The sequence below is a fragment of the Kitasatospora sp. NBC_01539 genome, assembly GCF_045040525.1.
Taxonomy (GTDB): Bacteria; Actinomycetota; Actinomycetes; order Streptomycetales; family Streptomycetaceae; genus Kitasatospora.
The window spans coordinates 2,285,097-2,304,790 of the sequence record NZ_CP109390.1; the positions used below are offsets into that span (position 1 = coordinate 2,285,097).

The following is a 19,694-nucleotide window of genomic DNA, read 5'->3' on the forward strand; positions in this document are numbered from 1 at the left end:
GGGTGGTGTGGGGGCTCACAGTGTGCACGATGCCGTGGGCGCCGGCGGGCCGCCCCGGCGGGCGGGCGGATCACGGGGCCGTCGCCTCGCCGTCACGGCCGGATCACGGTCGGGGACGGTGGTAGGAGAACCGCCGGACGGGGCATGTCTCTGCCTTAGAGGAACGTACAGGACGCCGGCCGGGACCGGCGCGCGGGCTTCATGCCATCGGTGACTGCCAGTGGCCCCCGTCACAGGGGTTCACTGGCCACACGCCGACGGAACACCCCGGTGACCAGGGATCGACGCCGGCGCAACGAAGCCGTGGCAGGGTCCCGGTACCGAGTTCCGGGCACTGTGCCCACTGTCCGGTTGGCGACGACTTGAGGAGACACCCGCATGGAGTTCCTTCGGCCCGCTACGTGGGACGAGGCACTCGCGGCGAAGGCTGAGAACCCGACCGCGCTGCCCATCTCCGGCGGTACGGACGTCATGGTCGAGTTGAACTTCGACGTGCACCGGCCATCCGCGATTCTCGACCTGAACCGCGTCACCGAGCTGACCGAGTGGTCGCACGACGGCGACGTCGTCCGGCTCGGCGCCTCGGTGCCCTACAGCCGGATCATCGACGAGCTGTCCGGCCCGCTGCCGGGCCTGGCGCTGGCCGCGCACACGGTCGGATCGCCGCAGATCCGCAACCGGGGCTCCGTCGGCGGCAACCTCGGCGCCGCCTCCCCCGCGGGCGACTCGCACCCCGCGCTGCTCGCGGCGGGCCGCGACGTCTACGTGGAGGCCGCGTCGGTGCGCGGCACCCGGCTGATCGCGATCGACGACTTCTACACGGGCGTCAAGCGCAACAGCCTGGAGCCGGACGAGCTGATCCGCGCGGTGCGCATCCCGGCCGCCGACGGCCCGCAGCAGTTCTCGAAGATCGGCACCCGCAACGCGATGGTCATCGCGGTGTGCGCGTTCGGCTTCGCCCTCCACCCGAAGGACGGCACCGTCGGCACGGGCATCGGTTCGGCCGCCCCGACCCCGCGCCGGGCCGTCGAGGCCGAGGAGTACCTGCGGGGCGTGCTCGCCGAGCGCGGCCTGTGGCAGTCCGGCGGACTGCTGGGCGCCGAGGTCGTGCAGCGCTTCGGCGAACTCGTGCGCGGCGCGGCCTCACCGATCGACGACGTCCGCGGCACCGCCGCGTACCGGCGGCACGCGCTGGCCGTGATGGCCCGCCGCACCCTCACCTGGACGTGGAACGACTACAGCAAGCAGATCAGGAGCGCGGCATGAGGGTCACATTCACCGCCAACGGCAGGCCGGTCGAGGCCGACGACGTGTGGGAGGGCGAGAGCCTCCTGTACGTGCTGCGCGAGCGCGTGGGCCTGCCGGGCTCCAAGAACGCCTGCGAGCAGGGCGAGTGCGGCTCCTGCACCGTCTACCTCGACGGCGTGCCGGTCTGTTCCTGTCTGGTCGCGGCCGGCCAGGTGCAGGACCGCGAGGTGCGCACCGTCGAGGGGCTCACCGAGGAGAACGGCGAGCTCGGCATCGTCCAGCAGGCCTTCGTCGACGCGGGCGCCGTGCAGTGCGGCTTCTGCACGCCCGGCCTGCTGGTGCAGACCGACGCGCTGCTCGCCGCGGACCCGCAGCCCAGCGACACCGACATCCGCGAGGCCCTGTCGGGCAACCTGTGCCGGTGCACGGGCTACGAGAAGATCATGGACGCGGTGCGGCTCGCCTCCGCCCGCACGTGCGAGAAGGCGGCCTCGGCATGACGACGCGGACGATCCAGGGGGAGAAGAACCTCCAGAACATCCACCAGGCGTCCAAGGACGGCATCGGCGGCTCCCCGCTGCGCCCGGACGGCAACCTGAAGGTCCGGGGCGAGTTCGCGTACTCGTCCGACCTGTGGCACGAGGACATGCTCTGGGGCACGGCGCTGCGCTCCCCCCACCCGCGGGCGAACATCCTCTCGGTGGACGTCTCCGAGGCGCTGAAGGTGCCCGGCGTGTACGCCGTGCTCACCCACGAGGACATCCCCGGCACGAAGTTCTACGGCCTGGAGATCCAGGACCAGCCGGCGCTGGCCATCGACAAGGTCCGCTACCACGGCGAGGCGATCGCCCTGGTCGCCGCGGACCACCCGGAGACGGCCCGCCGCGCGATGAAGAGGATCCGGGTCGAGTACGAGGTGCTCACCCCGATCACCACCGAGGAGCAGTGCCTCGACCCGGCGACGTACGGCTACGTCCACGAGCCGCACGAGTACAAGTCGCACGGCTCCGGCAACGTCTGCCACAGCCAGCGGCTGGTCTCCGGCCTCGGCGTCACCGACGAGGTGCGGGCCCTGGCGGACGTGATCGTCAAGGGCAGCTACGAGGTCGGCATGCAGGACCAGGCCTTCCTCGGCCCGGAGTCCGGTCTGGCGGTGCCCGCCGAGGACGGCGGGGTCGACCTCTACGTCGCCACCCAGTGGCTGCACGTCGACCGCCAGCAGATGGCGCCCGTGCTGGCCCTGCCGGAGGAGAAGGTGCGCCTCACGCTGGCCGGCGTCGGCGGCGCCTTCGGCGGCCGCGAGGACCTCTCGATGCAGATCCACGCCTGCCTGCTGGCCCTGCACACCGGCAAGCCCGTCAAGATCGTCTACGCCCGCGACGAGTCGTTCTTCGGCCACGTGCACCGCCACCCGGCGACGATGACGTACGAGCACGGCGCCACCCTCGACGGCCGGCTGGTCTTCGCCGACTGCCGCATCGTGCTGGACGGCGGGGCCTACGCCTCCGCCTCCCCCGCGGTCGTCGGCAACGCGGCCTCGCTCGGCCACGGCCCGTACGTCATCCCGAACGTGCGGATGGAGGCGCTCGCGCTCTACTCCAACAACCCGAGCTGCGGCGCGATGCGCGGCTTCGGCGCGGTGCAGGCCTGCTTCGGCTACGAGTCGCAGATGGACAAGCTCGCCACCGCCCTCGGCATGGACCCGGTCGAGCTGCGCCAGCTCAACGCCGTCACCCAGGGCGACCTCATGCCCACCGGCCAGGAGATCGACGCGCCCGCGCCCGTCGCCGAACTGCTGCAGCGCGTCAAGGACATGCCGCTGCCGCCGCCGCTCGACCCGGAGAACGTCGACGTGCGCACCCTGCCCGGCGCGCTCTCCAACACCTCGCACGGCGAGGGCATCGTCCGCGGCATCGGCTACTCGGTCGGCATCAAGAACGTCGGCTTCTCCGAGGGCTTCGACGACTACTCCACCGCCCGGGTGCGGCTGGAGGTCATCGGCGGCGAACCGGTCGCCATGGTGCACACCGCGATGGCCGAGGTCGGCCAGGGCGGCGTCACCGTGCACGCCCAGATCGCCCGCACCGAGCTCGGGGTCGAGCAGGTCACCATCCACCCCGCCAACACCGAGGTCGGCTCGGCCGGCTCCACCTCCGCCTCCCGGCAGACCTACATGACCGGCGGTGCGGTGAAGCTCGCCGCCGAGGCCGTCCGCACCGAGCTGCTCGACAAGGGCCGCCGCCGGTACGGCTGGACGCACCGCGACCTCGCGCTCGTCGGCGGCAAGGTCGTCTCGGCGAGCGCCGGCGTGCTGGTGCCGATGGTCGACCTCCTCGGCGACGAGGCCATCGACCTCACCCGCGAGCACCACCACCGGCCGACCGAGCCGTTCGACAGGGAGACCGGGCAGGGCTTCGGCCACGTCCAGTACACCTTCTGCGCCAACCGCGCGGTCGTCGACGTCGACGTCGAACTCGGCCTGGTCAAGGTGGTCGAGCTGACCGCCGTCCAGGACGTCGGCAAGGCGCTCAACCCGCTCTCCGTCGTCGGCCAGATCCAGGGCGGCTGCACCCAGGCGCTCGGCCTCGCCGTGATGGAGGAGATCGTGGTGCGGGACGGCAAGGTGCGCAACGCCTCGTTCACCGACTACCTGATCCCCACCATCCTCGACACCCCGCCGATCCCGGTGGAGATCCTCGAACTCCCCGACCCGAACGCCCCGTACGGACTGCGCGGCGTCGGCGAGGCGCCGACGGTGTCGGCCACCCCCTCGATCGTCGCGGCGATCCGCAACGCCACCGGACTCGCCCTCACCCGGGTACCGGTCCGGCCGGAGCACCTCACCGGAACGCTCTGACCCACCCGCCTCCCCGGGGCGGCGTCCACCCACGTCCTCCCCGCCGCCCCGGGGCGCACCACCCGAACCACCGCTGTGCACCACCCGCCGCCTTCTCCCACGCCGGGGCGATGCGGCGGTGCACGACCCCACCACCCGCACACCGGCGAACACCGGGTGCACCCGTGAGTCGAACAGTCCCCCTGTGCCCCTCCCTTTCCGGCAGTCAGGTCGGCTCGCCCACCCCAACCCCCTTTGACACTTGGGAGTGGACATGACCAGGATCCCCACGGAGCCCGGCACCACTGACAGACCCGCCACCGACGACACCCTCACGCCGTCGGCGGCCACCCCGAGGACGAACCCGCTGGACGCGTACTTCAGGATCTCCGCCCGGGGCTCCAGCCTCGGCAACGAGCTCCGCGGCGGCCTCACGACCTTCATGGCGATGGCCTACATCGTGCTGCTCAACCCGGTCATCCTGAGCGGCGCCGACGTCAACGGCCTCAAGCTGGACCACGCCCAGCTCACCACCGCCACCGCGCTCGCCGCCGCGGTGACGACCATCCTCATGGGCGTGGTCGGCAACGTGCCGCTCGCCCTCGCCGCCGGGCTCTCCGTGTCCGGCGCGATATCCGCCCTGGTGGTGCCGCACACCACCTGGCCGCAGGCGATGGGCCTGTGCGTGGTCTACGGCCTGCTGATCGTGCTGCTGGTGGTCTCCGGCCTGCGCGAGAAGATCATGAACGGCATCCCGCTGCCGCTCAAGCACGCCATCACCATCGGCATCGGCCTGTTCGTCACCGTCATCGGCCTCTACAAGGCCGGCTTCGTGCACACCGGCGGCCCCACCCCGCTCTCCCTCGGCCCGTACGGCGAACTCGCCGGCTGGCCCGTGCTGATCTTCGCACTGACCCTGCTCACGATCTTCGTGCTGCTCGCCCGCAACGTGCGCGGCGCCATCCTCGTCGGCATCGCCGGCGGCACCGTCCTCGCGATGGTCGTCAACGCGGTCGCCGACCTCCCCGCCAAGACCTGGTCGAGCTCGGCGCCGGTGTGGCCGGGCAGCCCGGTCTCCGCCCCCGACTTCGGGCTGTTCGGCGACGTCGACCTCTTCGGGGCGTTCTCCGGGCGGGGCCTGGGCGCGATCAGCGCCTCCGTCGCGGTCTTCACCCTCGTGCTGGCCGGCTTCTTCGACGCGATGGCCACCATCATCGGCGTCGGCACCGAGGCCGGGCTCGCCGACGGGAAGGGCCGCATGCCGGGCCTGTCGAAGGCGCTCTTCATCGACGGCGCCGGCGGCGCGGTCGGCGGCCTGGCGGGGGCGTCCGGCCAGACCGTCTTCGTCGAGTCCGCGACCGGCGTCGGCGACGGCGCCCGCACCGGCCTCGCCTCCACCGTCACCGGCCTGTTCTTCGCCGCGATGCTGTTCCTCTCCCCGGTCGCCGCGATCGTGCCGGTCGAGGTGGCGTCCGCCGCCCTGGTCGTCATCGGCTCGATGATGATGAGCCAGGCCCGGCACATCGACTGGGCCGACCGCGAGGTCGCCATCCCCGCCTTCCTGACCTGCGTCCTGATGCCCTTCACCTACAGCATCACCGCCGGCGTGGCCGCGGGCGTCATCTCCTACACCGTCATCAAGGCCGGCGCCGGCAAGTGGCGCGAGCCCGGCCCGCTGATGTGGATCCTCACCGCCGTCTTCACCGTCTACTTCGCCCTCACCCCCGTCAAGGCGTGGCTGGGCGTGCACTGAGCACCGCCGCCGCGGCACGGGCACCCCGTGCCGCGGCGGCCTACCCTTCTACGTAGAGGAGCCACTCCATGCAGGACATCGCCGCGCAGCTGCACGCCTGGCACGCGTCCGGGCGCTCCTTCGCCGTGGCCAGCGTCGTCGGCGTCTCCGGCAGCGCCCCGCGCGACCCGGGCGCCGCCCTCGCGGTGGACGGCGCGGGCGAGGCGGTCGGCTCCGTCTCGGGCGGCTGCGTGGAGGGTGCCGTGTACGAGCTGTGCCGGGAGGCGATCGCCACCGGACGGCCCGTGCTGGAGCGCTTCGGCTTCAGCGACGAGGACGCCTTCGCCGTCGGCCTGACCTGCGGCGGCATCCTCGACGTCTTCGTGCAGCCCGTCACGCCCGGCGCCGATCCGGCGATCGACGCCGGGATCGCCTACGTCGCCTCCGGCACCCCGGTCGCCCTCGCCCGGGTGATCGCCGGCCCCGCCGCACTGCTCGGCGCCGCCGTCGCCGTCACCGCCGACGCGCAGCACGGCGCGCTCTCCCCCGCACCGTCGACCACCGCCCCGCTGGAGCGCGCGGTGGCCGCGGAGGCCCGCGCCATGCTGGAGGCCGGGAGCACCGGCACCGTCGTCCTCGGCCTGGACGGCCGCCCCTGCGACGAGGCCGGACTGGGCAGCGTCACCCTCTTCGTCGAGTCGTACGTGCCCGCGCCCCGCATGATCGTCTTCGGGGCGATCGACTTCGCCGCCGCCGTCACCCGCATCGGCCGCTTCCTCGGCTACCGCGTCACCGTCTGCGACGCCCGGCCGGTCTTCGCCACCGAGCGGCGCTTCCCCGACGCGGACGAGGTCGTCGTCGACTGGCCGCACCGCTACCTCGACTCCCAGCTCGACCGGATCGACGGCCGCACCGTGCTGTGCGTGCTCACCCACGACGCCAAGTTCGACATCCCGCTGCTGGAGCGCGCCCTGCGCCTGCCGCTCGGCTACGTCGGCGCGATGGGCTCCCGCCGCACCCACCGCGACCGCGCCGCCCGGCTCCGCGAGGCCGGACTGACCGACGCCGAGATCGCCCGGCTGCGCTCCCCCATCGGCCTCGACCTGGGCGCCCGCACCCCCGAGGAGACGGCCGTCTCCGTCGCCGCCGAGATCGTCGCGCACCGCCGCGGCGGCTCCTGCCTGCCGCTGTCGGCCGGCGACGGGCCGATCCACCACGACCTCGCCGCCCCGCAGGAGAGCGCCGCACCCCGGCCGCACGCCGCCTGAACGATCCGGTCCTCGGTGGACACCGGGATCGCCGACACGGTGATCGCCGGCGTCGAGATGTCCCCCTGCACGACGGCCGACGACCCGCCCGTCGGCGTGCCCCGCGCCGGCGGCCCGGGCGGCTGGCTCAGTCGGCGGTTCCCGGGTCCACGACCCACTGCACGGGCTGACCCGTCACTGCGGCGATCATGTCGAAATCACCGTCGTAGTGGAGCACGACCGCGCCGTGCCGCTCGGCCGTGGCGGCCACCACCAGGTCGGCCACCGACAGCGCCCGCCAGTTGCCGGTACCGGTCAGCAGGACCTGCACGTCGAGCGCACGATCCCAGATCTCGTCCGTGGTGGGCAGCCGGTCGAAGCCGCGCATCTCGTCACGGATCCGCTCGGCCTCGGCCTTCGACCGGGCGCTCCGAAGAACCTCCAGCTCGACGGCCGCACAGGTCGCCAGCAGCCCCGCGCTGTGCAGCGGCTGGATCACGCTGCGCACCCGGGGCTTGGGGATCCGGGCGATCACCGAGGTGTCGATCAGGAACTTTCGTGTCATGCCGCCCGGTGCTCCGCGCCCTCGACGGGACCGGTCAGATCGGGCAGACCGCCCTCGGCGATCCAGTCGAGGGACGACTCCCGCTTCCGGCGCTTGATCGCGTCCGCCAGGGCGGCGTTCACCGTGGCCACTTTGGTGGTCGTTCCGAAGATCTCCGCAGCCTCGGCGAGCAGTTCGTCGTCGACGTCTATCACCGTGCGCGTCATGGGGGCCTCCCGGAAAGCCGTGATATCGGATTTCGCCCTATCCGATATCACGGCCCTGCCGCGGCACTCAGCCGACGTCCACCCGGGCCAGGCGGCGGAGCAGGCGGGGGCTGATCCGGCCCAGCAGGTGGGCGGCCTTCGCCTCGACCGTGACCGGCACGAACGCCCGGCGGGTGCGGACCGCCCGGACGATCTCGGCCGCCACCTTCTCGGGCGGGAAGCCCCGCCGGGCGTACGCCTTCGCGGCCCTGGCCTGCCGGGCGGCCTGCGCCTCCGGGTCGAGCCCGGAGAAGGTGGTGGTGCGGGTGATGCCGGTGTCGACGATGCCGGGGCACACCGCGGAGACGCCGATCCGGTGCGGCACGAGCTCCGCGCGCAGGCAGTCGGACAGCATCAGCACGCCCGCCTTGCTGGTGGCGTACGCGGCGAGCGAGGTGGCGGGCAGGTACGCCGCGGCGGAGGCGAGGTTGACGATGTGGCCGCCCTCGCCGCGCTCCACCATGAGCGCGCCGAACGCCCGGCAGCCGTGGATGACGCCCCACAGGTTGACGTCGAGGACGCGCTGCCACTCCTTCTCCGTGGTCTGCAGGAACGACCCGGCGTGGCCGATGCCGGCGTTGTTGACGACGACGTCCGGCACCCCGTGGGTGTCGGCGACCTGCCGGGCGAAGGCGTCCACGGCCGCCCCGTCGGAGACGTCCACCCGGTACGCGGCGGCGCCGGGGGCCGCCTCCGCGCAGGCCGCCGCGGCGCGTTCGGCCGCGGCGAGGTCGAGGTCGCAGACGACGACGCGGTCTCCCTGCGCGGCGAAGGCGAGCGCGGTGGCCCGGCCGATGCCGCTGCCGCCGCCGGTGACGACGACCAGCCGGCCGCGCTCCGGCGGGCCCTGGGTGCGGCCGGCGGCGACCCGGGCGACGTGTTCGCGGACGAGGTGGGCCACGGTGGCGCCCTTCTCCAGCAGGGCCGACCAGTGGCCGGCGTCGAGGGTGCGCCGGGTGAGGTTCGGCACCCACTGCTCCAGGCCCTCGGAGAGGAACGGCGAGACGTAGCGGTCGCGGCGCAGCGTGACGAGCTGCACCGGCACCTCGGTGCGCCGCTCGCGCGGACGGCGCAGCACGGGCCGGAAGTTGGCGCGGTAGAGATCGATGCCGCGGACGGCGTCCCGGGCGAGGGTGGGCTGCGGGTGGCCGGGCCGCGGGGGCACGTCCTCCAGCCGCCGCAGCACCAGCGGCCAGGCGCGGGCGAGCAGGAGCCGCCACACGGCGGGTGCGAGGTAGGGCAGGTGGAAGGCGGTGATGTACCAGGAGTGCACGCCCTGCACGGCGAGCTGGCGCAGGTGGCGGGGGGTGGGCCGGCGTGTCCGGTGCCGGATCCAGTGGCCGATGTGGTCGAGCGAGGGCCCGGAGAGGCTGGTGTAGGAGGCGATCCGGTGGTGCGCGCCGGGCTCGGTGACGGCCTCCCAGGACTGGATGGAGCCCCAGTCGTGGGCGACGACGTGGACGGGCGCGTCCGGGCTGACGGCGTCGGCGACGGCGATCAGGTCGGCACCGAGCAGCGGCAGCCGGTAGCCGTCGCGGCCGGCGGGGGCGCCGGAGCGGCCGGCGCCGCGCACGTCGTAGCGCACGACGTGGTGGTCGCCGGCGAGGTCGGCGGCGATGTCGTCCCAGACGGTGTGGGTGTCGGGGTAGCCGTGGACGAGCACGACGGTCGGGTCGGCGGGGTCGCCCTGCTCGTACACGGCGAGCGGCACCCCGCCCGAGTCGACGGTGCGGCGGCGGATGGTCATGCGGCCTCCCTCTGGAGTGTCCGGCGCCGCGCGTGCGGCGGGTGGTCGTCGAGCGGGTCGTCGTCGCGTGGGTCGGGGCCGCGGTCGCGCGGGCCGGCGGGCGTGCGGTCGGGAGCGTACGGCATGCCCGCGGCCCGGCGGGGCCGCCCGGCGGGGGGCGGCGGGGCCGGGGGGTGCGGGGGCGGCACGGCGGGCTCCTCAGAGGTCCAGGACGAGGGTCTCGCCCCCGGCGGCACGGGAGACGCAGGGCAGCAGGGCGCCCGCGGCGCGTTCGGTGTCGGTGAGGCGGCGGTCGCGGTGCTCGGGGGTGCCGGAGAGCACCCGGACGCGGCAGGTGCCGCAGAACCCCTGCCGGCAGGAGTAGGGCAGGTCGGGGCGGTGGTCGCGGGCGGCGTCGAGGGCCGTTCGGTCCCCGGGGACGGCGATCTCCGGGCCGTCGGCGCCGAGCCGCAGGGTGAACGGCCGGCCGTCGGCGACGGGCGCGGGGGCGAACCGCTCGACGTGCAGCGCGCGGGCGGGCGGGGCGTCGAGCGCCCGCCGGACGGCGTCGATCATCGGGGCGGGGCCGCAGCAGTACACGGCGGCGCCGCGGGGGGCGCGGGCGAGGAGGTCGGCGGCGCCGGGCGGGCCGTCGCGGTCGTCGGTGCGGATCTCCACCCGGGCCGGGTCGAGGGCGCGCAGTTCGTCGGTGAAGGGCAGCGAGGCGGCGGTGCGGCCGGTGTGCACGAGGTGCCAGTCGAGGCCGAGGGCGTGCGCCTGGCGGGCCATCGGCAGCAGCGGGGTGATGCCGATGCCGCCGGCGAGGAGCAGCACCGCGGGCTCGGCGCAGAACGCGAAGCCGTTGCGGGGCCGGCGGGCCGTCAGGACGTGGCCGGGGCGCAGCTCGTCGTGGATCTCGGTGGACCCGCCTCCGCCGTCGGCGATCCGGCGGACGGCGATCCGGTAGGTCCGCACGTCCGCGGGGTCGCCGCAGAGCGAGTAGTGGCGCTGCCGGCCGGAGGGCAGGGTGAGGAGCAGGCGGGCACCGGGCTGCCAGCCGGGCAGCGGGGCCCCGGCGGGGTCGGCGAGGTGCAGGGCGACGACCCCGTCGGCGACGGTGCGGTGCGCGGTGACGGTGAGCCGCAGCTGCGGGGTGCCGGGCGGCTGCGGGCGGCACGGGCTGCGGCGCAGGCCCGGGCGGCCGAGGGCGGGCATGTAGTGGTCGCCGAAGGCGGTGACGGCGCGCATGAAGCGGTCGCCGCGGGGGCGGCCGTACAGGTCGGGGGGCGGGGTGGTGGGGTCCATCCGTGCGGCTCCGGGTGGGCGGGTCGGCTGGCGGGTCGGCGGGCGGCGGGTCGGCGGGCGCGGGGCGGGCGTCAGTGCGCGGCGGCGCGGGCTGCCGGGGAGGCGGCGAGGTAGCCGAGGGCCTGGCTGGAGGAGCCCTCCTGGGTGGGGTGGTAGCCGGGCCGGAAGTAGCGGACGGCGGAGCGGGCCATGACGCGGAGGTCGGGCAGGAGGCCGCGGCGGGCGTTGAGGTGGGCCTCGCGCCAGGTGGGCTTGAGCCGGCCGTCGAGGAGGGGGTCGGCGGCGAGCATGAACCGGGTGCCGCGCACCCAGAGGTGCACGAGGAGCGGGCCGGCGACGAGCATGCCGCGGACCCGGCGGAGGTAGCCGGGGTCGAGGTGGCGCAGGAGGTCGTAGGCGACGCTGCGGTGCTCGACCTCCTCGGCGCCGTGCCAGCGCAGCAGGTCGAGCATGGTCGGGTCGGCCTGCGCGCGGTCGAGGGCGGGCGAGTTGAGGATCCAGTGGCCGAGGAAGGCGGTGAAGTGCTCGATGGCGGCGACGTGGGCGACCCGCTCGATGGTGTGCTCGCGGCTCCCGGCGGCGGAGAGGCCGGGGCGGTCGCCGAGGACGCGGTGGAAGAGCCAGCTGACCTGGCGGACGTAGGGCCGCGGGTCGAGGCCCTGGCCGAGGAGGTGGTCGAGGACCTCCTGGTGGGCCTCGGCGTGGATGGCCTCCTGGCCGATGAAGCCGCGGACCTCCTCGCGGAGCTGTTCGTCGGTGATCATCGGCAGGGCGTCCTTGAAGACCTCGACGAACCAGCGCTCGCCCTCGGGCAGCAGCAGGTGGAGGACGTTGATGACGTGGGTGGCCATCGGCTCGTCGGGGATCCAGTGCAACGGGAGGGCGGTCCAGTCGAAGTGGACGTCGCGGGGTTCGAGGACGAGGCCGTGGTGGACGGAAGGCGGCGGGGTGGGGCGGGGCATGGCGGTCCCTCCTGACCTGCGGGCGGCTGCGGCGGCCCTGGCAACCTACTCGCGGGTACGGGACCGGACAAGGGTTTCGCCACTCTTATCGACATCGAGTCTAATAAGCGTGGCCCGCGGTCGCCGCCACCGCCCCGCGCGGCAGCGGCCGTGCTCCCTCAGACGGCCATCGCCACCATCAGCGGCGCCGCCCGCTCGGCGAGCAGCTCCGCGGCGGCCCGCAGCCGGTAGGCGCTCTGCACCGGCATCGAGGTGGCCAGGCACCCCACCGTCGAACCCGCCGTCACCGGCACCGCCGCACACACGGTGCCCAGTGCGTACTCCTGCAGGTCGAGCACCGGCACGGTGGCCGGCTGGCGGTCGAGCCGGTGCAGCAGCTGCTCGGCGTCGGTGATGGTGCGCGCGGTCAGCGGGGCCGCCGGGTGCCGGGCCAGGTGGTCGCGGCGGCCGTCGTCGTCGAGCTGGCCGAGCAGGCACTTGCCGATCGCGCTGGCGTGCGCCGTCGCCCGGAAGTCCGCCCACTCCTGCACCGCCGGCGCCTCCTCGGTCGCCGACACCGCCTCCACCGACAGCTCGCCGTCGTGGTAGCGGCTGAAGTAGACCGCCGCGCCGAGCTCGTCCCGCAGGTCGGCGAGCTTGCGGTGCAGCCGGGCCCGGACGAGCTGCTCGCGGTTGTGCTGCCCCAGCAGGGTCAGCGCACCGCCCAGCACCCACACCGACTCGTCGAGGAGCAGATAGCCCTCGCACTCCAGGGTCTCCGCGAGCTCCCGGACGGCCGCGGGCGGCAGCCCCAGCTCACGGGCGAGCTCGGCGGTGCCGACGCCGTGCGGATGCCGGTCGACGGCCTCCAGCAGGCGCAGCGCACGGTGCAGCGCGCCGTACGGGCTCGGGCGGCCGTGGGTGGGACCGGTCCCACGGCCCCGACTCGGTGCCGACATGGGCGTCCCCTTCCGCTCGCGCGCGCACACGGCCGCGGCCGCGCACCACCAGCGTAGCCACAGCGCGGCCCCCCGCGGCAGCCCTCCGCCGGATGTGGCCCGGACGGCGGACGCGGCCCGCCCGGGCACGGCCCCTCCGCACCGCCGGCGGCGGGGAGGGGCGAACGTGCCCGGGCGGTGGTCCGGATGACCCGGCGTCAGGCCTCGTCGCCGGAACGGAGCTCCTTCACGGCGGCCTCCAGCCGGCGGCCGTACTCCTCGTCGGCGGCGCGGAAGTGCGCGAGGCTGCGCTCCACGACGTCGTCGCGGCCGACCTGGGCGAGGGACCCGGCCAGGTTGGCGATCAGGCGCCCCTTCTCGGCGTCCGACATCAGCCGGTAGAGCTCGCCGGCCTGGAAGAAGTCGTCGTCCTTGGTGTGCGCCGGGGTGGTGTACGTGCCGGTGTGCCCCTCGACGCGCACCGGGGCGGCGAGCGCGGCACCGGTCTGCACCGGGCCGTCGGAGGAGTTCGGTTCGTAGTTCCGGCCGCGGCCCGCCGGGTTGACGGCGGCGAGGCCGTCGCGGCCGTGGTTGTGGGCCTCGGTGGCGCGCGGGGCGTTCACGGCGAGCCGGGTGTGGTTGACGCCGAGCCGGTAGCGCTGGGCGTCGGCGTACGCGAACAGGCGGCCCTGGAGCATCCTGTCCGGGGAGGGGCCGATGCCGGGCACGAAGTTGTTCGGCGAGAACGCGGCCTGCTCGACCTCGGCGAAGACGTTCTCCGGGTTCCGGTTGAGCACCAGGCGGCCGACCTTGACGAGCGGGTGGTCGGCGTGCGGCCACACCTTCGTCACGTCGAAGGGGTTGAAGCGGTAGGAGGCCGCCTCGGCGACCGGCATCAGCTGCACGTACAGCGTCCACGACGGGAAGACGCCCCGCTCGATGGCCTGGTGCAGGTCGCGCTGGTGGCTGTCGGCGTCGCCGCCGGCCACCTCGGCCGCCTGCGAGCCGTCCAGCGAGCGCACCCCCTGGTTGGTCCTGAAGTGGTACTTCACCCAGTACGCCTCGCCCTCGGCGTTGACCCACTGGTAGGTGTGCGAGCCGAAGCCGTTCATGTGCCGGTAGGAGGCCGGGATGCCGCGGTCGCCGAACAGCCAGGTGATCTGGTGCGTCGCCTCGGGGGTGTGCGACCAGAAGTCCCACACGTTGTCGGCCTCGGTGACGCCCGTGTACGGGTCGCGCTTCTGCGAGTGGATGAAGTCGGGGAACTTCACCGGGTCCTTGACGAAGAACACCGGGGTGTTGTTGCCGACCAGGTCGTAGTTGCCCTGCTCGGTGTAGAACTTCACCGCGAAGCCGCGCGGGTCGCGCACCGCGTCCGGGGCGCCCAGGTTGCCCGCCACCGTGGAGAAGCGCAGGAACACCTCCGTCCGCCGGCCGACCACGGAGAGGAACGCCGCCCGGGTGTACGCCGACACCTCGTCGGTGACCTCGAAGTACCCGTACGCGCCCGAGCCGCGGGCGTGCACCACGCGCTCCGGGACGCGCTCGCGGTTGAACCGCGCGAGCTTCTCCAGCAGCTGCTGGTCCTGGATCAGCAGCGGGCCGTACGCGCCCGCGGAGGCGGAGTTCTGGTTGTCGGCGACCGGGGCGCCGGACTCGGTGGTCAGGATCTTCGACATGGATGGCCTTCGTTGCTGTCGTGAGGGTGGGTCAGACGCCGAGCAGGCGCCGGAGGGCCGAGCGGCGGCGGGAGGCGTGCTCGCCGTCGGGGCCGTCGGCCGGCTGCAGGGCAGCGGCGGCGGTGGTCGCGGCGGCGTCCGCGAGCGGGCGGGCGGCGGTGAGCGCGGTGGCCTCCGCCGCGTCGAGGCCGGCCCCGGTCAGCGCGGCCTCCGCCTCCGCGGCGGGCAGCGCGTTCAGCCAGCGCAGGGCGAGGGCGGCCCGGCCCTCGTCGGTCAGGCGGCCCGTCAGCCGGAGGCGGGCGAGGCCGCCGTCGGGGTACACGTTGATCGTGACGTGGGTGACCGGGCGTCCGGCGTCGAGGCGGAACCGGTGCCGGGTGTCGGGCTGCAGGCGGGTGCGCGGCAGCAGCGGGAACCAGCCGGCCGGGTCGGCGGCCGGGTCGCCGCCGCCGGTGGCGTCGTAGCCGGCGAGGTCGGCCCAGCCGGGGGCGTTGGCGACGAAGTGGGTGGTGTCCACCTCGGCGGCCAGGACCTCGCCGCCTCCGGCCAGGGCGATCCGCACCCAGTCGTTGGCCTTGTCGCGCCGGCGCCGGGTCTCCCAGCCCTCGCCCATGACGGTGGCGCGGCCGGGAGCGTTCAGGTTGTGCGGGGAGGAGAAGTAGCGGTCGGAGGCGGCCTCGGCGACACCGCCGAACTCCTGCGCGGCGAGGTCGACGGTGAGGCCGTCCAGCTCGCGCGGGTCGGGCAGCACCTCGCCGTACACGCGCAGCCGGGCGACGCCGCCGTCCGGCCAGATGAGCAGGCGGACGTGCGTGAAGCGGCCGGGGTGGTCGACGGCGAAGGCGTGCGCGGTGTCGCCGCGCAGCGGCGTGCGGGGCACCAGGTCGGTCCACCCGGCGGCGGCGACCTCCTCCGGGGAGGGGTGGCCGGGCACGGACGCACCCTGCACGGCGGCGGTCTCGGGGTAGTTGCCGGTGAAGTGCGCGGTGTCGACGACCACGCCGCGGACCCTGCCCGCGGCGCCGAGCCGGACGATCGCCCAGTCGTGGTCCTCGTCGGTGGGGTGCGGCTGCCCGGCGGAGGCGCCGCGGCGGCGGCGCGACTCCCAGCCGTCCATGATCTGGCCCTTGTGGCCGAAGGTGTGCGGGCGGAACTCGGCGGGCGCGGCGACCAGCAGGTTCTCCGCGTCGGCGAAGGTGTCCTCGTTGGTGGCGACGACGCCGGCGCCCAGCCGCCGCGAGGCGAGGTCGACCAGCTCGGTGAAGGACGCGCTCGGGGCGGTGTCGTTACTCAACTCACGTCTCCTTGAGGGCGGGTGATCTGCCGGCCGAACGGTGCGGCGTCGACGTCCACGACCCGGCCGCGGAGCCAGGTGGTGCGGACGGCGCCGGTGAGCGTGCGGCCGGCGTACGGGGTGACGGGGTTCCGGTGGTGCAGCGCCTCGGCGTGCACGGCGAAGGCGGCGTCCGGGTCGAAGGCCACCAGGTCGGCGTCGCGGCCGACGGCGATCGCGCCCTTGCGGCCGGCGAGCCCCACCAGCGCGGCGGGCCCCGCGGACATCCAGCGGACCACGTCGGCGAGGGTGTGGCCGCGGCGCCGGGCCTCCGTCCAGACCGCCGGGAGGCCGACCTGCAGGGAGGCGATGCCGCCCCAGGCGGCGGCGAAGTCGCCGCTGCCGCCGTGCCGCGGCAGGTGCTTCAGGTCGGGCGTGGACGGCGAGTGGTCGGACACCACCGCGGCGAACTCGCCCGCCGCGAGGGCCGCCCAGAGCGCGTCGCGGTTGGACTCGGAGCGGATCGGCGGGCAGCACTTGAAGGCGGTGTCGCCGTCCGGCACCTCCTCGGCCGTCAGCGTCAGGTAGTGCGGGCAGGTCTCGGCCGTCACCCGCACCCCGTCCTCGCGGGCCTGCCGCAGCAGCGGCAGCACCGCGGCCGACGACACGTGCAGGACGTGCACCCGGGCGCCGGTGCGGCGCGCGGTGTCGAGCAGCCGGGCCACGGCGGCCGCCTCGGCGCCGTCCGGCCGGGAGGCCAGGAAGTCGCGGTAGTGCACGCCGGGCCGCTGCGGGGCGGCGTCCAGGACGGCCGGGTCCTCGGCGTGGACGATGGCCAGCGCGCCCAGCCGGGCCTGCTCGGCGAGCGCCGACTCCAGCTGCTCCGGGGTGGCCAGGTGCGGGAACTCGTCGACCCCGGAGGGCGCGAGGAAGCTCTTGAAGCCGAACACCCCGGCCTCGTGCAGCGCGGCGAGCTCGCCGGTGTTGCCGGGCACCGCGCCGCCCCAGAACCCGAGGTCGACCCAGGCCTGCCCCTCGGCGGTCCGCCGCTTGGCCGCCAGGCCGGCCGGCGTGGTGGTCGGCGGCACCGAGTTGAGCGGCATGTCGACGATCGTGGTGACCCCGCCCGCGGCGGCGGCCCGGGTGGCGGTGGCGAACCCCTCCCACTCCGTGCGGCCGGGCTCGTTGACGTGCACGTGGGTGTCGACCAGGCCGGGCAGCAGCGCGGTGCCGCCCAGGTCGGCCACGGGCACGCCCTCGGCGGGCAGTTCCCCGTACCCGGCGATCCGGGTGATCCGGCCGCCCTGCACGAGGACGTCCGCGGGCCGCTCGCCGTCCGGCAGGACGGCACGGCGGGAGCGGACCAGCACGGTGTCGGGCGGCGTGTCGCTGGGGGGCATCGGGACCTCCGGACCGGGGGAAGGAGTAGGGGGTGTGCCGAAGGCGCGTACGGCAGTTGAGACGGGGGCGGCCGGCCCGGGCGACTGCGACGGCTCGGAGCCTAGGCCCGCCTTCAACAGAACGTCTATGGAGGAAACTACGAGGCAACCGAGCCTTGACCGGGCAGAAACCCGGCCGCCAGCCGCTCGCCCGCGAGCTCGGCCAGCTCGCCCGCCCGGGTCATGCTGTCGCCGGGCCGCTCCGCCAGATCGGTGAGGGCGAGCGCCGCGGCGAAGCCCGCCGCGCGCCACTGCCGCTCCGAGAGTTCGAGCCGTCCGGCCACGGCGGCCACCCGGACCCCCGCCCGGGCGGCCGCCGCGGCGACGCCGGCGGGGGCCTTGCCGTGGAGCGTCTGCGCGTCCAGGCATCCCTCGCCGGTGACGACGAGGCGTGCCCCACGCACGGCCTCGTCGAAGCCCAGCAGGTCGAGGAGGAGCTCGATGCCGGGCCGCATGGTGGCGCCGAGCAGGGCCAGGGCGGCGAAGCCGACCCCGCCTGCGGCCCCGGCGCCGGGGGCGTCGCGGAGATCCTGCCCGGCGACGGCGCCGACGACGTCCGCCCAGCGGGTCAGGCCCTCCTCCAGGACCACGAGGTCGCCGCCGTCGGCGCCCTTCTGCGGGCCGTAGACGGCGGCGGCGCCGCGCGGCCCGAGCAGCGGGTTGTCGACGTCGCAGGCGACCACGACCTCCACCCCCGACAGCCGGTCGGCGAGCGCGCCCGGGTCGAGCCGGTGCAGCCGGCGCAGGGCCGCACCGCCGGGCGGCAGCTCGGCGCCGTCCGCGTCGTACAGGCCGGCGCCGAGCGCCTGCACCATGCCGGCACCGCCGTCGGTGCAGGCACTGCCGCCGAGGCCGAGGACGACCCGGCGGGCGCCGAGCGCCACCGCCCGGCCGACGAGCTGGCCGACGCCGTACGAGCCGGCCGCGAGCGGCGCGGTGCGGCCGCCGGGCAGCCGGGCGAGACCGGAGGCCTGCGCCAGCTCGACCACGGCGGTGTCGCCGCGGACGGCGACCGCCGCGTCGACCGGCAGGCCGGTCGGGCCGGCCACCTTGACGGGCACCCGTGCGAACCCGGCCGCGAGGGCGGCCGCGAGGGTGCCCTCGCCGCCGTCGGCGACGGGGAGCTCGCGCACCTCGGTGCCCGGCGCGGCCCGGCGGATGCCCGCCGCGATGCGCGCGGCGGCCTCGGCACCCTCCAGGCTGCCCTTGAACTTGTCGGGGGCGACGACGACATGGCCCCGGGCGGGGGTGACGGGCATGGCGTGGGCCTCATTTCCGGGGTGGGGCGGGTGTGCGGGTGCCGACGGTTCCGAGTGTGCGTCAGCAGCGGGTGGTTCCGGGGCCTCCGCCGCCGTGCCTCCCGTTCCGCTTCCGACGTGCGGGAGGCGCCTCGTCCCCCCGCCCGCGGGCCGGGGGCCTGCGGGCGGCCGAGGGGCGGCGGAGGACCCGGGGCGGCGCGCCCGGGGCACGACCGACGTGCCACGGGAGGGTGCGCGCCGCCGGTCTGGTCCGGCCGGCGGGGGGCGGATGGGCGCCGGGCCGCCCGCCGGCCGGGTACGGCCTCCTGGCGGCGCGGGCACGACCGGACAGGTACACGCCGCCAGGAGGAGTCGGGGTGGGGCTCGTCAGACCGTCCGGCCGGAGAGCCGCTCGACGCCGCGGAGCAGCGCGGAGTGGTCGAGCGAGCCGTCGCCGTTGGCACGGGCGGAGGCGACGAGCTGGGCGACGACCCCGCCGACGGGCAGCGCCGCACCGACGGCGCGGGCGGCGTCGGTGACGATGCCCATGTCCTTGTGGTGGAGGTCGATGCGGAAGCCGGGTGCGAACTCGCGGTTCAGCATGTTGGCCTTCTTGCGGGCGAGCACGGTGGACCCGGCCAGGCCGCCGCCGAGCACGTCGAGGGCGGCGGCGAGGTCGACGCCGGCGTTCTCCAGGAACACCACGGCCTCGGCGAGCACCTGGATGTTGACGGCCACGATCAGCTGGTTGGCGGCCTTCACGGTCTGGCCGGCGCCGGCCGGGCCGACGTGCACGACGGTGGTGCCGAGGGCGTCGAAGAGCGGCTTCGCCTCGGCGAAGTCGTCCACCTCTCCGCCGACCATGATGGAGAGCACGGCCTCGACGGCACCGGCCTCGCCGCCGGAGACGGGGGCGTCGAGGGTGCGGACGCCCTTCTCCCGCGCGGCCGCGGCGACCCTGATCGAGGTCTGCGGGGTGATGCTCGACATGTCGATGACGAGGGTGCCGGGCGCGGCGTGCTCCAGCACGCCGCCCTCGCCGAGGATCACCTGCTCGACCTGCGGGTCGGCGGGGACCATCGTGATGACGACGTCGGCGCCCTTCACGGCCTCGGCGATGCTGTCCGCGGCGTGGCCGCCGGCGGCGACCAGGGCGTCGACGGGCGGCCGGGTGAGGTTGTGGCCGGTGACGTGGTGCCCGGCCCTGACGAGGTTGGCGGCCATCGGGCTGCCCATGATGCCGAGGCCGATGAAGGCGATCGTGCGGCTCATCTGCTGGTGT

The 19,694-nt window shown here is 75.1% G+C and carries 16 protein-coding genes; 5 read left to right on the forward strand and 11 right to left on the reverse strand.

Going from position 1 to position 19,694, the window contains the following annotated elements:
• The first annotated feature begins 378 nt into the window (after positions 1–378).
• The 5 genes from OG335_RS09785 to OG335_RS09805 all read left to right on the forward strand — a co-directional run bounded on the left by OG335_RS09785 (position 379) and on the right by OG335_RS09805 (position 7,084).
• Positions 379–1,266 (forward strand): FAD binding domain-containing protein, encoded by an 888-nt coding sequence (locus tag OG335_RS09785; RefSeq protein WP_405010659.1) that lies wholly within the window; start codon positions 379–381, stop codon positions 1,264–1,266.
• Positions 1,263–1,748, forward strand: coding sequence for a (2Fe-2S)-binding protein (locus OG335_RS09790; RefSeq protein WP_405010660.1), 486 nt, complete (start codon positions 1,263–1,265; stop codon positions 1,746–1,748). The genes OG335_RS09785 and OG335_RS09790 overlap by 4 nt, the downstream gene beginning before the upstream one ends.
• Positions 1,745–4,105 (forward strand): xanthine dehydrogenase subunit D, encoded by a 2,361-nt coding sequence (gene pucD / locus OG335_RS09795; protein WP_405010661.1) that lies wholly within the window; start codon positions 1,745–1,747, stop codon positions 4,103–4,105. The genes OG335_RS09790 and pucD overlap by 4 nt, the downstream gene beginning before the upstream one ends.
• A 253-nt stretch (positions 4,106–4,358) precedes the next feature.
• Complete coding sequence (locus tag OG335_RS09800) at positions 4,359–5,837, forward strand: NCS2 family permease (RefSeq protein ID WP_405010662.1); 1,479 nt, start codon at positions 4,359–4,361, stop codon at positions 5,835–5,837.
• Positions 5,838–5,905: 68 nt separating this feature from the next.
• Complete coding sequence (locus OG335_RS09805; protein ID WP_405010663.1) at positions 5,906–7,084, forward strand: XdhC family protein; 1,179 nt, start codon at positions 5,906–5,908, stop codon at positions 7,082–7,084.
• Positions 7,085–7,211: 127 nt separating this feature from the next.
• Here OG335_RS09805 and OG335_RS09810 read toward each other — a convergent pair whose 3' ends face one another.
• From OG335_RS09810 to OG335_RS09860, 11 genes are all read right to left on the reverse strand, one after another.
• Positions 7,212–7,628, reverse strand: a complete 417-nt coding sequence (locus OG335_RS09810) for a PIN domain nuclease (protein WP_405010664.1) — start codon at positions 7,626–7,628, stop codon at positions 7,212–7,214.
• Positions 7,625–7,834: a type II toxin-antitoxin system VapB family antitoxin gene (locus OG335_RS09815; protein ID WP_405010665.1), complete on the reverse strand. Its 210-nt coding sequence runs from the start codon at positions 7,832–7,834 to the stop codon at positions 7,625–7,627. Before OG335_RS09815 ends, OG335_RS09810 begins: the two co-directional genes overlap by 4 nt.
• Positions 7,835–7,901: 67 nt before the next feature.
• Complete coding sequence (locus OG335_RS09820) at positions 7,902–9,620, reverse strand: SDR family oxidoreductase (protein ID WP_405010666.1); 1,719 nt, start codon at positions 9,618–9,620, stop codon at positions 7,902–7,904.
• Positions 9,621–9,818: 198 nt separating this feature from the next.
• On the reverse strand, positions 9,819–10,904 hold the full coding sequence (locus tag OG335_RS09825; RefSeq protein ID WP_405010667.1) for a PDR/VanB family oxidoreductase: 1,086 nt from the start codon (positions 10,902–10,904) through the stop codon (positions 9,819–9,821).
• Between the two features lie 71 nt (positions 10,905–10,975).
• Positions 10,976–11,866, reverse strand: a complete 891-nt coding sequence (locus OG335_RS09830; RefSeq protein ID WP_405010668.1) for a metal-dependent hydrolase — start codon at positions 11,864–11,866, stop codon at positions 10,976–10,978.
• A 158-nt stretch (positions 11,867–12,024) separates the two neighbouring features.
• A complete protein-coding gene (locus OG335_RS09835; RefSeq protein ID WP_405010669.1) occupies positions 12,025–12,804 on the reverse strand; it encodes an IclR family transcriptional regulator in 780 nt (259 codons plus the stop codon).
• A 197-nt stretch (positions 12,805–13,001) separates the two neighbouring features.
• Positions 13,002–14,462: a catalase gene (locus OG335_RS09840; RefSeq protein WP_405010670.1), complete on the reverse strand. Its 1,461-nt coding sequence runs from the start codon at positions 14,460–14,462 to the stop codon at positions 13,002–13,004.
• Between the two features lie 31 nt (positions 14,463–14,493).
• Positions 14,494–15,756 (reverse strand): allantoicase, encoded by a 1,263-nt coding sequence (alc, locus tag OG335_RS09845; protein WP_405010671.1) that lies wholly within the window; start codon positions 15,754–15,756, stop codon positions 14,494–14,496.
• Complete coding sequence (gene allB, locus OG335_RS09850; protein WP_405010672.1) at positions 15,753–17,135, reverse strand: allantoinase AllB; 1,383 nt, start codon at positions 17,133–17,135, stop codon at positions 15,753–15,755. The genes alc and allB overlap by 4 nt, the downstream gene beginning before the upstream one ends.
• Positions 17,136–17,272: 137 nt before the next feature.
• Positions 17,273–18,433, reverse strand: a complete 1,161-nt coding sequence (locus tag OG335_RS09855) for a glycerate kinase (protein WP_405010673.1) — start codon at positions 18,431–18,433, stop codon at positions 17,273–17,275.
• A gap of 366 nt (positions 18,434–18,799) precedes the next feature.
• Positions 18,800–19,684: a 2-hydroxy-3-oxopropionate reductase gene (locus tag OG335_RS09860; RefSeq protein ID WP_405010674.1), complete on the reverse strand. Its 885-nt coding sequence runs from the start codon at positions 19,682–19,684 to the stop codon at positions 18,800–18,802.
• Between the last annotated feature and the right edge of the window lie 10 nt (positions 19,685–19,694).

Excerpts from the sequence above, each read along its gene's own strand:
- OG335_RS09785 (WP_405010659.1), top strand. The coding sequence starts at position 379 with ATGGAGTTCCTTCGGCCCGCTACGTGGGACGAGGCACTCGCGGCGAAG.
- OG335_RS09790 (WP_405010660.1), top strand. The coding sequence starts at position 1,263 with ATGAGGGTCACATTCACCGCCAACGGCAGGCCGGTCGAGGCCGACGAC.
- pucD (WP_405010661.1), top strand. The coding sequence starts at position 1,745 with ATGACGACGCGGACGATCCAGGGGGAGAAGAACCTCCAGAACATCCAC.
- OG335_RS09800 (WP_405010662.1), top strand. The coding sequence starts at position 4,359 with ATGACCAGGATCCCCACGGAGCCCGGCACCACTGACAGACCCGCCACC.
- OG335_RS09805 (WP_405010663.1), top strand. The coding sequence starts at position 5,906 with ATGCAGGACATCGCCGCGCAGCTGCACGCCTGGCACGCGTCCGGGCGC.
- OG335_RS09810 (WP_405010664.1), bottom strand. The coding sequence starts at position 7,628 with ATGACACGAAAGTTCCTGATCGACACCTCGGTGATCGCCCGGATCCCC.
- OG335_RS09815 (WP_405010665.1), bottom strand. The coding sequence starts at position 7,834 with ATGACGCGCACGGTGATAGACGTCGACGACGAACTGCTCGCCGAGGCT.
- OG335_RS09820 (WP_405010666.1), bottom strand. The coding sequence starts at position 9,620 with ATGACCATCCGCCGCCGCACCGTCGACTCGGGCGGGGTGCCGCTCGCC.
- OG335_RS09825 (WP_405010667.1), bottom strand. The coding sequence starts at position 10,904 with ATGGACCCCACCACCCCGCCCCCCGACCTGTACGGCCGCCCCCGCGGC.
- OG335_RS09830 (WP_405010668.1), bottom strand. The coding sequence starts at position 11,866 with ATGCCCCGCCCCACCCCGCCGCCTTCCGTCCACCACGGCCTCGTCCTC.
- OG335_RS09835 (WP_405010669.1), bottom strand. The coding sequence starts at position 12,804 with ATGTCGGCACCGAGTCGGGGCCGTGGGACCGGTCCCACCCACGGCCGC.
- OG335_RS09840 (WP_405010670.1), bottom strand. The coding sequence starts at position 14,462 with ATGTCGAAGATCCTGACCACCGAGTCCGGCGCCCCGGTCGCCGACAAC.
- allB (WP_405010672.1), bottom strand. The coding sequence starts at position 17,135 with ATGCCCCCCAGCGACACGCCGCCCGACACCGTGCTGGTCCGCTCCCGC.
- OG335_RS09855 (WP_405010673.1), bottom strand. The coding sequence starts at position 18,433 with ATGCCCGTCACCCCCGCCCGGGGCCATGTCGTCGTCGCCCCCGACAAG.
- OG335_RS09860 (WP_405010674.1), bottom strand. The coding sequence starts at position 19,684 with ATGAGCCGCACGATCGCCTTCATCGGCCTCGGCATCATGGGCAGCCCG.